The organism is Streptomyces lucensis JCM 4490, assembly GCF_014650035.1.
Lineage (GTDB): Bacteria > Actinomycetota > Actinomycetes > Streptomycetales > Streptomycetaceae > Streptomyces > Streptomyces lucensis.
In genome coordinates this window covers 44,764-59,517 of the sequence record NZ_BMUE01000026.1, presented here as the reverse complement: position 1 = coordinate 59,517, position 14,754 = coordinate 44,764, and the positions used below count along the sequence as shown (strand labels likewise).

Here is a 14,754-nt window from a genome sequence, read left to right as displayed (position 1 = left end):
ATGCAGATGATCGTGGTGATGAAGTTGACCGAGCCGAGGATGGTGCCGAAGCCGGAGAAGGCCAGACCCATGATCCACATGTCGGCGCCCACACCCGGGCTGCGGACCGCGTCCGACAGCGGGGAGTAGGCGAACCAGCCGAAGTCGGCCGCGCCCTGCGGGGTGAGGAAGCCGCCGACCGCGATCGTCGAGCCGAACAGGTACAGCCAGTAGGCGAACATGTTCAGCCGCGGGAACGCCACATCGGGAGCGCCGATCTGCAGCGGCATGATCCAGTTGGCGAAACCGGCGAACAGCGGCGTCGCGAACATCAGCAGCATGATCGTGCCGTGCATCGTGAACGCCTGGTTGAACTGCTCGTTCGACATCATCTGCAGGCCCGGACGGGCCAGCTCGGCACGCATCAGCAGCGCCATCACGCCGCCGATGAGGAAGAACGCGAACGAGGTGACCAGATACAGCGTGCCGATCGTCTTGTGGTCGGTGGTCGTCAGCCACTTCACCACGACATTGCCGGGCTGCTTGCGCCTGACCGGCAGCTCGTTCTCGTACGAGTCATCAGCTGCCGCGGCACCCTGGGGTTCGTTGAGGATGCTCACAGGTTGTTCGTCTCCCGGTTCTTCTCGTGGCTCGTCTGCGCGATGCCGGCGGGAATGTAACCGGTCTGCCCCTTCTTGGCGAGGTCCTTGAGGTGCTGCTCGTAGCGCTCGGGGGAGACGACCTTCACGTTGAACAGCATCCGGGAGTGGTCGACACCGCAGAGCTCCGCACACTTGCCGAGGAAGGTGCCCTCCTTGTTGGGGGTCACCTGGAAGGCGTTGGTGTGGCCCGGGATGACGTCCTGCTTCATCAGGAACGGCACCACCCAGAAGGAGTGGATGACGTCACGCGAGGTCAGGATGAAACGCACGGTCTTGCCCTTGGGAAGCCAGAGCGTCGGACCGGGGTTGCCCGTCTGCGGGTTCCGCGTGCCGGGCGTACCGACGTCGTAGACACCGCCGGCGTTCGCCGGGAAGACGTCCTTGAACCGGTTCGGGATCGCGTCCAGGTTCTTGTCGGTCTTGGCGTCACCGGTGGAACCGGGGACGTCCGCGACGTAATTGAAGCCCCAGCTCCACTGGAAGCCGACCACGTTGACCGTGACGTCGGGCTTCTTGTCGGTGAGGCTGAGCAGCTTCGACTCGTCCCGGGCCGTGAAGTAGAAGAGCACCGAGATGATGATGATCGGGACCACCGTGTACAGGGCCTCGATCGGCATGTTGTACCGGGTCTGCGGAGGTACCTCGACCTTGGTGCGGCTGCGCCGGTGGAAGAAAGCACTCCACAGGATCAGGCCCCACACCAGCACGCCGACGGCGAGCGCGGCAGCCCAGGAGCCCTGCCACAGGGAGAGGATCCGCGGAGCCTCTTCCGTGGTCGGGGTGGGCATGCCAAGGCGGGGGAAGTCCTTGTATGTGCAACCGGTAGCGGTCGCCAGGACCAGGCCCGCGGTCAGTGCCTGCAGCAGCTTCCGCCGCATCGGGCGCCGCGGCGAGCGGTCGGAGCCGTTGGGACTCACGTAGCGCCTTCCCGAGAGTCTCGCCCGCGCGGTCGGCTGCGGCCTTCTCGCTGGTCGGTCGCCGCCCTGCGTCGGGCAGGGGTTTGGATGTTTATGCGGACCAAACCCTAGCCGACGCCCTCCGGGGGTTCGCGGGGAGGGGGGCATACGCGCCGCCGGTCACTCCGAAGAGGTGGGATCGGGCGTCCAATAGCTCGGGTTGTAGCGGTTTGCGACCGCGCGTGCGGGTGCGTTGTGGCTGGTCGCGCCCCTCGGCGGAGCCACTTCGGACACAGCCCGGCGCCCCTGGGGGTGACTCGCCCGGCCGAAGTTCTACCGTAGCCGTGTGTCCTACTTCGATGCCGCATCCGCCGCCCCCCTCCACCCCGTGGCCCGGCAGGCGTTGCTCGCCTCGCTGGATGACGGGTGGGCCGATCCCGCCCGCCTCCACCGGGAGGGGCGGAAGGCCCGGCTGCTGCTCGACGCGGCGCGGGAGGCGGCTGCCGAGGCCGTGGGGTGCCGGGCGGACGAGGTGGTGTTCACGGCGTCCGGGACCCGGGCCGTGCACACCGGTGTGGCGGGGGTGTTGGCCGGACGGCGGCGGGTCGGACGCCACCTGATCGTGTCAGCGGTCGAACATTCCTCGGTACTCCATTCTGCGGAGGCGTTCGAGGCGGAGGGCGGCGAGGTCACGAGGGTGGCCGTGAACCGGGCGGGGGCGGTGGACCCGTCGGCCTACGCCGCCGCGCTGCGGCCGGACAGCGCGCTGGCGTGCCTGCAGTCGGCCAATCACGAGGTGGGGACCGTCCAGCCGGTGGCCGAGGTGGCCGGGGCCTGCCGGGCCGCCGGGGTTCCCCTGCTGGTGGACGCGGCCCAGTCGCTGGGGTGGGGGCCGGTCGGGGGCGACTGGTCACTGCTCGCGGCCAGCGCGCACAAGTGGGGCGGGCCGCCGGGGGTCGGACTGCTCGTCGTGCGCAAGGGGGTGCGGTTCGCCGCCCAAGGGCCGGTGGACGAGCGGGAGTCGGGGCGGGCGCCCGGTTTCGAGAACATCCCGGCCGTGGTGGCGGCCGTGGCGTCCCTGCGTGCGGTGCGGGCCGAGGCGGCCCAGGAGGCGGCACGGCTGCGGGAACTGACGGAGCGGATCCGGGCCCGGGTGCCGCGGCTGGTGCCGGACGTGGAGGTGGTCGGCGATCCGGAGCGGCGGCTGCCGGGGATCGTCACCTTCTCCTGTCTCTATGCCGACGGAGAGGCGCTGCTGCACGAGCTGGACCGGGCGGGCTTCTCCGTGTCGTCCGGTTCGTCATGCACGAGCAGCACGCTGACGCCCAGCCACGTACTGAAGGCGATGGGGGTGCTGAGCGAGGGCAATGTGCGGGTGTCCCTGCCGCCGGGGGCCGCCGAGGAGGACGTCGAACGCTTCCTGGACGTGCTTCCGGCGGCCGTCGCGGGCGTGCGGGAGAAGCTGGGGGCACCCGCTCCGGCCGTTCGGGCGCGGAGCGAGGAGCTCGTCGTGGACTCCCTGGGCAAGCGCTGCCCGATTCCGGTCATCGAGCTGGCCAAGGTCATCGGGGAGGTGCCGGTGGGGGGCACGGTGCGGGTCCTGTCGGACGACGAGGCCGCCCGCCTCGACATCCCGGCCTGGTGCCAGATGCGCGGGCAGGAGTACGTGGGCGAGGAGCCGGCGGAGCAGGGAACCGCGTACCTGGTCCGCCGGACCGGCTGAGCGCCCGTACGGTTCTCAGCCCAGGTGGGCCCGCACCTCCTGGCCGGCCTCGTCCCCGTACGCCTTGACGAAGCGCTCCATGAAGTGGCCCCGGCGCAGCTGGTACTCCTGGGTGCCCACCGTCTCGATGACGAGGGTCGCCAGCATGCAGCCGACCTGCGCCGCGCGCTCCAGGGAGACACCCCAGGCCAGGCCGGACAGGAAACCGGCGCGGAAGGCGTCGCCGACGCCCGTGGGGTCGGCCTTGCGCTCCTCGTCCGGGCAGCCGACCTCGATCGGGTCCTCGCCGACCCGCTCGATCCGCACGCCCCGCGAGCCGAGCGTGGTGACGCGGTGGCCGACCTTGGCGAGGATCTCGGCGTCGTTCCAGCCGGTCTTGGACTCGATGAGGCCCTTCTCGTACTCGTTGGAGAACAGGTACGTCGCGCCGTCCAGCAGTATCCGGATCTCCTCGCCCTCCATCCGGGCGATCTGCTGGGAGAAGTCGGCGGCGAAGGGGATCGCGCGGGAGCGGCACTCCTCCGTGTGGCGGAGCATCGCCTCGGGGTCGTCGGCGCCGATGAGGACCAGGTCGAGGCCGCCGACGCGGTCGGCCACCGTCTTCAGCTCGATGAGGCGGGCCTCGCTCATCGCGCCGGTGTAGAAGGAGCCGATCTGGTTGTGGTCGGCGTCGGTGGTGCACACGAAGCGGGCGGTGTGCAGGGTCTCGGAGATGCGGACGGAGTCGGTGTCCACGCCGTGCCGGCCGAGCCAGGCCCGGTACTCGTCGAAGTCGAAGCCGGCCGCGCCGACCAGGATCGGCCCGGTGCCGAGCTGGCCCATGCCGAAGGCGATGTTCGCGCCGACGCCGCCCCGGCGCACGTCCAGGTTGTCGACCAGGAAGGAGAGGGAGACCGTGTGCAGCTGGTCCGCGACGAACTGGTCGGCGAAGCGGCCGGGGAAGGTCATGAGGTGGTCGGTGGCGATGGAGCCGGTGACTGCGATGCGCACGAGGGCATTCTCCTGCGGAAACAAGAAGGAGCGCGCGATGGCGCTCGCTGGAGGGGTGGTGGTGGGAGACGGGAGGGCTGGATTGACAGTTCACGCTACCCGCAAAGGCGGCACCACTGAAGCTGGCGAAACTACCCGATAGTAGCTCTTTCTTCACAGGCCGGGTCGTGTCTACGGTGCGGTCATGACGAACCCCAAGGTCAACTCCTCCGCCCCGGCCGACCTCGAGGGCGGCCTCGCCACGCTGCGCGGCGACTGCGCCCGGATGGCTCCGCACTGGGCGGTTCCCGAGCGCTCCGCCGCACGGCCGGTGCCGCCCTCCCTCATCCACGGGGTGAGCGTGCCGGCGCGGTCCGCGCGGCTGCTGGACGCGATGTCCGACTACGGCGACTGACCCGCGCGGACGCCTGCCGGGAACCGAGCGCTCCTCTCCCGCGTCCCATCGGCGTCCCCCGCGCAGGGGATGCGGGACACGACGCAGCGAGGAGCGATGCGGTGAACACCGAGCGGCCCGACGACTCCGGTGAGCCGGAGCGGCCTGAGAACTCCGGTGAGCCGGAGCTGCCCGAGACCTCCGGGGAGACCGTGGCCGAACAGCCGCGGGCCGGCGACGCGAGCGCGGACGAGCGGCCCGCCCGGCGCCGCTCCCCGGTGGTCGTCGCCTCCGTCGCGGCGGCGGTGATGCTGATCGGCGGCGGCGGCGCGTACCTCGCCGCGAGCGGCGGCCCGGACGGTCGTAGCGGCCCGGGCGCGTCCGGCGGGCGCGGCACTCCCCCGCCGCTGACCCTGGACGACCAGCCGGGTACGAACGGCATCGCGCCCGGGGAGCCCGACCCGTACGGCGTGCGGTACGTGGCCGGGGGCGACCTGCCGGACGGGCCCGGCTCCGCGCCGGTGTACGTGGCGAAGGGCGAGGTCGGCAAGGACGCCGTGGCCCGGCTGGCCGAGGCGCTCGGGATGGACGGGGCCCCGGTGGCGGAGGGGCGGATCTGGCGGGTCGGCGGCAAGGACGGCTCGGGTCCGCGGCTGACGGTGAACCGGGACGCGCCGGGCGGCTGGACGTTCAGCCGGTACGCGCCGGGCACCGACAACTGCAGGAAGGGGCCCCTGTGCGCGCACGACCCGATGGGTCCCACGGGCGGCCCGGTGAGTGTGCCTGAGGCGAGGGCGGCGGCCGCGCCGGTGCTGAAGGCGGCCGGGCTGGACGACGCGAAGACCGACGCGAGCCAGGTCCTGGGGGCGCAGCGGGTGGTCGACGCCGACCCGGTGGTCGGCGGGCTGCCGACGCACGGCTGGACGACCGGGCTGACCGTCGGCAAGAAGGGTGAGATCGTCGGCGGGCACGGTCTGCTGGGCGCGACGGCGAAGGGTGACACGTACCCCGTGGTGGGTGCGGAGAAGGCCCTCGGGCTGATGAACAAGGCGCCGAGGAGCGACCACCGGATGGGGATCGGCGGCTGTGCCACCCCGGTGCCGGCGAAGGACCGGCTGGAGCAGCCGTGCGGCACGGCCACGGGGGCTCCCGCGCCGGTGCCGAAGCGGACGGCCGGCACGGTCATCACGGTGGAGAAGGCGGTGTTCGGGCTGGCCGCGCACTCGGTCGGCGGGCGGCAGGCGCTGGTGCCGTCGTGGCTGTTCGAGGTGCGGGAGCCGGCGGGAAGGGACACGGTGACGTATCCCGCGGTCGACCCGGAGTACCTGGTGTCGCGGAAGTCGGCGCCGTCGAAGTCCCTGCCCACCGCCCCCCGCACGAAGAAGGTGGAGGTGACCGGCTACACGGCTGACGGCCGGAAGCTGGCCGTGCACTTCTTCGGCGGGGTGTGCGCCGACTACACCGTGTCGGCGCGGGAGGGCGAGGACCGGGTGAGGGTGACGGTCACCGAGAAGCCCTGGCCGGGCAAGGTGTGCGTGCTGATCGCCAAGGAGTACGTGAAGACCGTACGGCTGGACGCGCCACTGGACGGGCGCACGGTGGTCGGCGCGGACGGTGAGCGGATCGCGAAGGCCGGGCCGGGAGCGACTCGGCCGCAGGCCCGCTGACCCGGCGCGACGAAGAAGGCGGCGGCCCCCCGTGGGGGGCCGCCGCCTTCGTGTCCGGCCGTGGGGCTCGTTCCCCGGGAACGAGCCGCCGGCTCAGCTGAAGGAGTCGCCGCAGGCGCAGGAGCCGGTCGCGTTCGGGTTGTCGATCGTGAAGCCCTGCTTCTCGATGGTGTCCACGAAGTCGACGGTCGCGCCGCCCAGGTACGGGGCGCTCATGCGGTCCGTGACGACCTTGACGCCGCCGAAGTCCTTCTCCACGTCGCCGTCGAGCGAGCGCTCGTCGAAGAAGAGCTGGTAGCGCAGGCCGGAGCAGCCGCCGGGCTGGACGGCGACGCGCAGGGCGAGGTCGTCACGGCCTTCCTGGTCGAGCAGGGCCTTGACCTTGGCCGCGGCGGCGTCGGTCAGGATGATGCCGTCGGTGACGGTGCTGGTCTCGTCCGATACGGACATCTACATCTCTCCCGGGTTGTACGGAGACTGCTTGCCGACGAGTGCAACCGGCGCTCTCGCGGATTCATTCCGGGCCGGGCATTCGCGTGGTTCGCGTTTTTCCTTCTTGCCATGCTCGCACACGCCCGGCGGCATCGACAGCGGCCCGGAGGGGCGGCCGGGCGGGATTCATGTCACATGGACGCTATGGCCATCGTCAAAGTGACGTGAAGCGGTTATGATAGATAGCGTCAGTTAGACGAAAAGTAGAAAGGGTGCGTGTCGTGACCACCGCCCAGACCCCGGAGCTCGACGTACAGCCGACTCCGCTCGCCCTGCTGCTGCTCGGCCGCGAGGCCGACCCGAAGAGCGAGCGGGGCGTCGAGTGCCCCGGTGACCTGCCTTCGCCGTCCGACCCCGACCTGGTCGAGCGCGCCCGCGCGGCCAAGGAGAAGCTCGGCGACAAGGTCTTCGTGCTCGGCCACCACTACCAGCGCGACGAGGTCATCCAGTTCGCCGACGTCACGGGCGACTCCTTCAAGCTGGCCCGCGACGCCGCCGCGCGTCCGGAGGCCGAGTACATCGTCTTCTGCGGTGTGCACTTCATGGCCGAGTCGGCGGACATCCTGACGTCCGACGACCAGAAGGTGGTCCTGCCCGACCTCGCGGCCGGCTGTTCCATGGCCGACATGGCGACGGCCGAGCAGGTCGCCGAGTGCTGGGACGTGCTGACCGAGGCGGGCGTCGCCGAGCAGGTCGTGCCGGTCTCGTACATGAACTCCTCCGCCGACATCAAGGCCTTCACCGGCAAGCACGGCGGCCTGATCTGCACCTCGTCGAACGCCAAGCGCGCCCTCGACTGGGCGTTCGAGCAGGGGGAGAAGGTCCTCTTCCTGCCGGACCAGCACCTGGGCCGCAACACCGCCGTCCGCGACATGGGCATGTCCCTGGACGACTGCGTGGTCTACAACCCGCACAAGCCGAACGGCGGACTGACCGCCCAGGAGCTGCGCGCCGCGAAGATGATCCTGTGGCGCGGCCACTGCTCGGTGCACGGCCGCTTCAGCCTCGACTCGGTGAACGACGTGCGCGAGCGCATCCCCGGCGTGAACGTCCTGGTCCACCCGGAGTGCAAGCACGAGGTCGTGGCCGCGGCGGACTACGTCGGTTCGACCGAGTACATCATCAAGGCCCTGGAGGCCGCCCCGGCCGGTTCCAAGTGGGCCATCGGCACCGAGCTGAACCTGGTCCGCCGCCTGGCGAACCGTTTCGCGCCCGAGGGCAAGGAGATCGTCTTCCTCGACAGGACGGTCTGCTTCTGCTCGACGATGAACCGCATCGACCTGCCCCACCTGGTCTGGACCCTGGAGTCCCTGGCCGAGGGCAACCTGGTCAACCGCATCGAGGTCGACAAGGAGACGGAGGCGTTCGCCAAGCTCGCGCTGGAGCGGATGCTGGCGCTGCCGTAGTCCCGGCGGCCGAGAGACGCGGAAGGGGGCCGCACCCCGCGGGGTGCGGCCCCCTTCCGCATGTGGCCGGGTCCTCTAGACCCGCGCCGGCTGGGACTGCCCGGGAACCTTCGGCTCCGCCGGCTCCCCCCTCGCCGCCCGCTTGGCCGCCCGCCGCTCCTTGCCCAGCTCCACCATCGCGTAGAGCGTCGGCACCAGCAGCAGCGTCAGCAGGGTGGACGTGATCAGGCCGCCGATGACGACCACCGCCAGCGGCTGGGCGATGAAGCCGCCCTCGCCGGTGATGCCCAGGGCCATCGGCAGCAGGGCGAAGATCGTCGCCAGGGCCGTCATGAGGATGGGGCGCAGGCGGTGGCGGCCGCCCTCGACCACGGCTTCCACGACGCCGTGACCCTGCGCGCGGTACTGGTTGATCAGGTCGATCAGCACGATCGCGTTCGTCACCACGATGCCGATCAGCATCAGCATGCCGATCATCGCCGGGACGCCCATCGGGGTGCCGGTGACGACCAGCAGGCCGACCGCGCCCGTCGCCGCGAACGGGATCGACACCAGCAGGATCAGCGGCTGGACGAGCGAGCGGAACGTCGCGACCAGGAGCACGAAGACGATCGCGATGGCCGCCAGCATGGCCAGGCCCAGGTTGCCGAACGCGTCGTCCTGGTCGGAGGAGACACCGCCGATCTCCGCCTCGGCGCCCGCGGGGAGCTTCAGCGACCTGATCGTCGAGCGCAGGTCGGCGCTGATCGCGCCCGTGTTGTCGCCGGTCGGCCGGGCCTCGATCGTGGCGGCGCGCCTGCCGTCGATCCGGGTCAGCGACACCGGGCCGTCCACCAGCTTCACCGTGGCGATGTCGCCGAGCCGCGCCGTGCCGAGGCGCAGCCTCCACAGCTGGGCCGGCGTCGTCGCGGGCTTCGCCGACCGCACCACGACGTCGCGCTCGGTGCCGTCCAAAACCGCCTTGGCCGCCGTCGTGCCGCGCACGGCCTGCGCGACCGCGGCGCCCAGTCTCTGGTCGTCGAACCCGGCCTCGGCCGCCCCGGGGCCGGCCTTCACCGAGATCCGCGGCACGCTCGTCGCCAGGTCGCTGGTGACGTCGGTGACGTGGTCGAGGCCGGCGACCGCGGAGCGCACCTGCTCCGCGGCCTTGCGCAGCGTGCCGGGGTCGGCGGCCTTCACGACGACGCTCAGGTCCTGGTTGCCGAAGCCGCCGCCGGCCGAGACGGTGGTCGTGCTGGCGCCCTCGAGCTTCGCCAGGCCGTCCTCGAGGCCGCGCCGCACGTCGCCGGAGGACGCGGAGTCCTCCAGCATCACCTGGTACGACGCCTGGTTGCTGTCCGTGCCGCCGCCGAAGGCCGCCATGAAGCCGGAGGAGCCGACGGTGACCTGGTAGTCCTTGATGCCCTTGGTGGAGGCGAGCAGCTTCTCGACCCGCCTGGCCTGCGCGTCGGTGGCCGCGAGGCTGGTGCCCGGCTTCAGCTCCTGTGTGACGGTGAGGACTTCCTGGTCGCCCTGGTCGAAGAAGTTCGTCTTCAGCAGCCCGGACATGCCGAACGTGACCAGGAGGACCGCGACCGCGATCAGCACGCTGGTGAGACGGCGGCGCGTCGCGAAGCGCAGGACGGGGACGTAGGCACGCTGCAGGCGGCTGTTCGCCTCCTTCTCCTCGGCCTCGCGGCGCGTCTGGGCGGCGTCCCCCGGCGTGCCCTCGGGGGCACGCAGGAACCAGTAGGACAGCACCGGCACGACCGTCAGCGAGACGAGCAGGGAGGCCACCAGGGCCGCCGTCACCGTGATGCTGAAGGAGCCGAACAGAGCGCCGACCATGCCTCCGACCAGGCCGATCGGCAGGAACACGGCGACCGTGGTGAGGGTGGAGGAGGTGACCGCGCCGGCCACCTCGCGGACCGCGCCCAGGATCGCCGCCCGGCGCTCCTCGCCGTAGCCGAGATGCCGCTTGATGTTCTCCAGGACGACGATCGAGTCGTCGACGACCCGGCCGATGGCGATGGTCAGCGCGCCGAGCGTGAGCATGTTCAACGACAGGCCGCGCGTCCACAGCACGATCAGCGCGAGGACGACGGACAGCGGGATGGACACCGCCGTCACCAGCGTCGAGCGGACCGAGGCGAGGAAGACCAGGATGACCAGCACCGCGAAGAGCAGGCCGAGCGCGCCCTCCGTGGTCAGGCCCTTGATGGACTTCGCCACGGCCGGGCCCTGGTCGCTCACGACGGTGAGCCGCGCGCCGGAGCCGAGGTTCTCACGCAGGCGGGGCAGCTTGTCCTCGACCGCGTCGGAGATGGAGACCGCGCTGCCGTCGTGGTCCATGGTGATGGTGACGGCGAGGCTGGGCCTGCCGTCGGTACGGGTGAGGGAGTCGGCCGTCGCCGGCCGCTGGCTGACGGTGGCCACGTCACCGAGGCGCACGGGCTCGTCGCCGCCCTCGCCGGTGACCATCAGGTCCCGGATCTGCCGCAGCGAGGTGAAGCCGCCGCCGACCTGGACGGTGCGGTTGGCGCCGTCCTCGTCGAAGGAGCCCGCCGGGACGGTCGCGCCGCCCCCCTGCAGGGCCCGGCCCAGGGCGGCGGGGGTGAGTCCCGCGTCCGCCAGCCTGCCGTCGTCGGGGGTGACGGCGACCTGGAGGTCACGGACGCCGGTGACCTGGACGCGGCCGACGCCGTCGATGTCCTTCAGCGCGGGCACGACGGTGGTGTCGAGCTGGTCGGCGAGGGCCTGCTGGTCCTTGTCCGAGGTGACGGCGAGGACCACGGTCGGCATGTCGTCGGTGGACCCGGCGACGACCTGCGGGTCGACGCCGTCCGGGAGCTGGTTGCGGGCCCGGTTGACGGCCTGCTGGACGTCGGAGACCAGCCGGTCGGTGTCGTTGCCGTAGTCGAAGGACGCCATGATCACGGCGTTGCCCTCGCTCGCGGTGGAGGTGACCGAGGTGACGCCGTCGACGCCCTGCAGGTTGTCCTCGATGGGCTCGACGACCTGCTTCTCCACGACGTCGGGCGAGGCGCCCTGGTACGGCGCGACGACCGACACCACGGGCAGTTGGATGGTGGGCAGCAGCTGCTGCTTGATCTGGGGGATCGCGATCAGCCCGAAGGCGAGCGCGATGAGCGACACCAGGCCGATCAGGGCCCGTTGCGCGAGGCTGAATCCGGCCAGCCAGGACATGGATCAGGGTCTTCCTTCAGTGAGCGGCAGAGGTGCTTGCGTGCGTGGGCCCCAGGTCCGTTTCCCCGCCCGTCCCCTGCTCCGCGCGCGGTACGCGCGGGTGGAGGTCACTCCGTCCTCGGCCGTACCAGCCCCGACTCGTACGCGATCACGACGAGCTGGGCCCGGTCCCGGGCGCCGAGTTTGGCCATGGCCCGGTTGACGTGCGTCTTCACGGTCAGCGGGCTGACCTCGAGGCGCTCGGCTATCTCGTCGTTGGAGTGGCCGCCGGCGACCTGGACGAGCACCTCGCGCTCGCGGCCGGTGAGCGCGCCGAGGCGCTCGGAGCGGGCCGGGTCGCGGCCGTCGTCGGCGTCGCCCTGGGCGAGGAAGCGGGCGATCAGGCCCTTGGTGGCGGCCGGGGAGAGCAGCGCGTCGCCGCCCGCGGCGAGGCGGATGGCGTTCAGCAGTTCCTCGGGTTCGCTGCCTTTGCCGAGGAAGCCGGAGGCGCCGGCGCGCAGGGCCTGGACGACGTAGTCGTCGACCTCGAAGGTGGTCAGGATGACCACCCGGACCTGTGCGAGGGAGGGGTCGGCGCTGATCTGCCGGGTGGCGGCGAGGCCGTCGGTGCCGGGCATGCGGATGTCCATGAGGACGACGTCGGCGCCGTGCTCCCTGGCCAGCCGGACCGCTTCGGCGCCGTCGGAGGCCTCGCCCACCACCTCCATGTCGGGCTCGGAGTCGACCAGCACGCGGAACGCGCTGCGCAGCAGTGTCTGGTCGTCGGCGAGCAGGACACGGATCGTCATACGGGCTCCCCCGGTGCCGTCGTCAGGGTGTCGGGACGGGAATCGCTGCGGGTCTCGACGGGCAGGATCGCATGGACGCGGAAGCCTCCCCCGTAGCGGGGCCCTGTGGTCAGGGTGCCGCCGAGGGCCGTGACCCGTTCGCGCATGCCGAGCAGCCCGTGTCCGCCGCCGTCCTCGGGCGCCGCCGTCTCGCCCGCGCCGTCGTCGAGCACCGTGACCTCCACGTCCGGTCCCACGCGTACGACGCTCACCTCGGCCCTGGCCTCGGGGCCCGCGTGCTTGCGCACGTTCGTCAGGGCCTCCTGGACGATCCGGTAGGCGGCCAGGTCGACGGCGGCGGGCAGTTCGGTGTCCTGGTCGGCGCGGGCCACCTCCACCGGCAGTCCCGCTGCGCGGAAGGTGCCGGCGAGGTCCTCCAGGCGGCTGAGGCCGGGGGCGGGCTCGGTGGGCGCCTCGGGGTCGCCGGACTGGCGCAGCAGGCCGACGGTGGCCCGCAGCTCGTTGAGCGCGGAGCGGCTGGCCTCGCGGACGTGGCCGAGGGCCTCCTTGGCCTGGTCGGGCCGCCGGTCCATGACGTGCGCGGCGACGCCGGCCTGCACGTTGACCAGGGCGATGTGGTGGGCGACGACGTCGTGCAGGTCCCGGGCGATGCGCAGCCGCTCCTCGGCGACCCGGCGGCGTGCCTCCTCCTCGCGGGTGCGCTCGGCGCGTTCGGCGCGTTCCCGCATGGCCTGGACGACCGCGCGGCGGCTGCGCACGGCGTCCCCGGCGGTGGCGCCGATCCCGGTCCAGGCGAGGACGCCGAGGTTCTCCTGGGCGTACCAGGGCAGCGGGCCGCCGAGCATGGCCGCCGCGGTCAGCACGGTCATGGTGAGCAGGCCGACCCGGAAGGTGGTGGTGCGGTCGGTGGTCGCGGCGACGGTGTAGAGCGCGATGACGGCGGACATCGCGACCGGGGCGCGCGGGTCGCCGGTGACGCTCTCGATCACCGTGAGGGTGCCGGTGACCGCGAGGACCGTCCGGGGGGCGCGACGGCGGAAGACGAGCGCCGCCGCGGCGAGCACCATGAGGGCCAGGCTCAGGGGTGCGGGGACGCGCAGGCCCCAGGTGACGCCGTGTCCGTCGCGGGGCACGGCGAACGAGCCGGCGGCCATGCACAGCAGGACGCCGGCCGCGATGGCCGCGTCCAGTGCGAGCGGGTGGGCCCTGAGGCCGCAGCGGGCGCGTTCCAGTGTGTCCACGATGCCGACAGTATGTCCCGGGGCCGGTGCTCCCAGACCTGTCCGGCGGCCCCGGGCGGGGCGCTACCCGGGGATCAGGCCGTCGTCGCTGAGCAGTTCCCGGACCTCCTGGAGCGTGGCGTCCGGGGAGGGGAGGATCAGTTCGGAGGGTTCCAGCGCGTCGTCGGGCAGGGGGGTGCCGAGCCGGCGGACGGCGTCCAGGAGAGCGGTGAGCGTGCGGCCGAAGCCCTCGCCGTCGCCGCTCTCCATCTCGGCCAGCAGCTCGTCGTCCAGCTCGTTCAGCTCGGTGAAGTGGGAGTCGTCCAGCTTCACCTGCCCCTCCCCCATGATCCGTACGATCACGTCGGCCTCCTCGGCTCGGGGTCCCGGCGCCGGGCTACTGCTTGTCGAAGCGCGGGGTGTCCTGCGGCTGCTGCTGGGACTGCGCCTGGCCGGTGCCGCCTTCGATCGCCTGACGGTCCGCGGACGGTCCGCCGGCCAGCTCGGCCTTCATGCGCTGCAGTTCCAGCTCTACATCCGTACCACCGGAGAGCCGGTCCAGCTCGGCCTGGATGTCGTCCTTGGCCATGCCGGAGGGGTCGTCGAGGGCGCCGGAGGCGAGCAGTTCGTCGATGGCGCCGGCGCGGGCCTGGAGCTGGGCGGTCTTGTCCTCGGCGCGCTGGATGGCCAGGCCGACGTCGCCCATCTCCTCGGAGATGCCGGAGAACGCCTCGCCGATCCGGGTCTGGGCCTGGGCGGCGGTGTAGGTGGCCTTGATGGTCTCCTTCTTCGTGCGGAAGGCGTCCACCTTGGCCTGCAGGCGCTGGGCCGCCAGGGTGAGTTTCTCCTCCTCGCCCTGGAGGGTGGTGTGCTGCGTCTCCAGGTCCGTCACCTGCTGCTGGAGGGCGGCGCGCCGGGACAGCGCCTCGCGGGCCAGGTCCTCGCGGCCGAGCGCGAGCGCCTTGCGGCCCTGGTCCTCCAGCTTGGCGGACTGCTGCTGCAGCTGGTTGAGCTGGAGTTCCAGGCGCTTGCGGCTGGTCGCCACGTCGGCGACGCCGCGGCGCACCTTCTGCAGCAGCTCGAGCTGCTTCTGGTAGGAGTAATCGAGGGTCTCGCGCGGGTCCTCGGCCCGGTCAAGGGCCTTGTTCGCCTTCGCGCGGAAGATCATCCCCATACGCTTCATGACACCGCTCATGGGCTTCGCGCGCCCCCTTCTGACGGACTCCGGCTCACAGATCCTGCGACAAGACCCACAGTACGGGCCCTGCCTCCATTACCGCACTGTTCGGGGAGCGATGCGCTCCTCCCCGAGGACGACTGCGGACGCTCCCGGTCCGGCCCAGGGAGTAGGTGATCCCCTACCCGTCCCCCT

13 protein-coding genes are annotated in these 14,754 nt (G+C 71.7%); 4 read left to right on the top strand and 9 right to left on the bottom strand.

What is annotated here, in order from left to right; genetic code table 11:
- Together IE177_RS33675 and ctaC are read right to left on the bottom strand one after the other, a co-directional pair.
- The coding region (locus IE177_RS33675) for a cbb3-type cytochrome c oxidase subunit I (protein WP_190019281.1) at positions 1–599 on the bottom strand (599 nt) is incomplete at its 3' end.
- Positions 596–1,558 (bottom strand): aa3-type cytochrome oxidase subunit II, encoded by a 963-nt coding sequence (gene ctaC / locus IE177_RS33670; RefSeq protein WP_190019280.1) that lies wholly within the window; start codon positions 1,556–1,558, stop codon positions 596–598. The genes ctaC and IE177_RS33675, both read right to left, overlap by 4 nt.
- Before the next feature lie 325 nt (positions 1,559–1,883).
- On the opposite strand from ctaC, the gene IE177_RS33665 reads away from it, so the two are divergent.
- A complete protein-coding gene (locus IE177_RS33665) occupies positions 1,884–3,260 on the top strand; it encodes a cysteine desulfurase/sulfurtransferase TusA family protein (RefSeq protein ID WP_190019279.1) in 1,377 nt (458 codons plus the stop codon).
- Between the two features lie 15 nt (positions 3,261–3,275).
- On the opposite strand, the gene IE177_RS33660 is transcribed toward IE177_RS33665, so the two are convergent.
- Positions 3,276–4,250: a carbohydrate kinase family protein gene (locus IE177_RS33660; protein ID WP_190019278.1), complete on the bottom strand. Its 975-nt coding sequence runs from the start codon at positions 4,248–4,250 to the stop codon at positions 3,276–3,278.
- A 184-nt stretch (positions 4,251–4,434) separates the two neighbouring features.
- Between IE177_RS33660 and IE177_RS33655 the strand changes: the two genes are divergently transcribed.
- Both IE177_RS33655 and IE177_RS33650 read left to right on the top strand, forming a co-directional pair.
- Positions 4,435–4,644 (top strand): hypothetical protein, encoded by a 210-nt coding sequence (locus tag IE177_RS33655; protein ID WP_190019277.1) that lies wholly within the window; start codon positions 4,435–4,437, stop codon positions 4,642–4,644.
- Between the two features lie 101 nt (positions 4,645–4,745).
- Positions 4,746–6,290 carry a hypothetical protein gene (locus IE177_RS33650; RefSeq protein WP_190019276.1) on the top strand — a complete coding sequence of 515 codons (1,545 nt, stop codon included), beginning with the start codon at positions 4,746–4,748 and terminating at the stop codon, positions 6,288–6,290.
- Positions 6,291–6,383: 93 nt separating this feature from the next.
- Here IE177_RS33650 and IE177_RS33645 read toward each other — a convergent pair whose 3' ends face one another.
- Positions 6,384–6,740: an iron-sulfur cluster assembly accessory protein gene (locus IE177_RS33645; protein ID WP_076089244.1), complete on the bottom strand. Its 357-nt coding sequence runs from the start codon at positions 6,738–6,740 to the stop codon at positions 6,384–6,386.
- A 263-nt stretch (positions 6,741–7,003) separates the two neighbouring features.
- On the opposite strand from IE177_RS33645, the gene nadA reads away from it, so the two are divergent.
- A complete protein-coding gene (gene nadA, locus IE177_RS33640) occupies positions 7,004–8,188 on the top strand; it encodes a quinolinate synthase NadA (RefSeq protein WP_190019275.1) in 1,185 nt (394 codons plus the stop codon).
- 75 nt (positions 8,189–8,263) lie between these two features.
- Here the strand turns inward: nadA and IE177_RS33635 are convergent, their stop codons facing one another.
- The 5 genes from IE177_RS33635 to IE177_RS33615 form a co-directional block, all read right to left on the bottom strand.
- Positions 8,264–11,374 carry an efflux RND transporter permease subunit gene (locus tag IE177_RS33635; RefSeq protein WP_190019274.1) on the bottom strand — a complete coding sequence of 1,037 codons (3,111 nt, stop codon included), beginning with the start codon at positions 11,372–11,374 and terminating at the stop codon, positions 8,264–8,266.
- A gap of 107 nt (positions 11,375–11,481) precedes the next feature.
- Positions 11,482–12,162, bottom strand: coding sequence for a response regulator (locus tag IE177_RS33630; RefSeq protein ID WP_190019273.1), 681 nt, complete (start codon positions 12,160–12,162; stop codon positions 11,482–11,484).
- Positions 12,159–13,403, bottom strand: a complete 1,245-nt coding sequence (locus IE177_RS33625) for a sensor histidine kinase (protein WP_190019272.1) — start codon at positions 13,401–13,403, stop codon at positions 12,159–12,161. The genes IE177_RS33630 and IE177_RS33625 overlap by 4 nt, the downstream gene beginning before the upstream one ends.
- 63 nt (positions 13,404–13,466) lie before the next feature.
- Entirely contained in the window at positions 13,467–13,745 is a 279-nt protein-coding gene (gene pspAA, locus IE177_RS33620) for a PspA-associated protein PspAA (protein ID WP_190019271.1), read from the bottom strand.
- Between the two features lie 34 nt (positions 13,746–13,779).
- Positions 13,780–14,565 (bottom strand): PspA/IM30 family protein, encoded by a 786-nt coding sequence (locus tag IE177_RS33615; protein WP_229816384.1) that lies wholly within the window; start codon positions 14,563–14,565, stop codon positions 13,780–13,782.
- Positions 14,566–14,754: the final 189 nt, after the last annotated feature.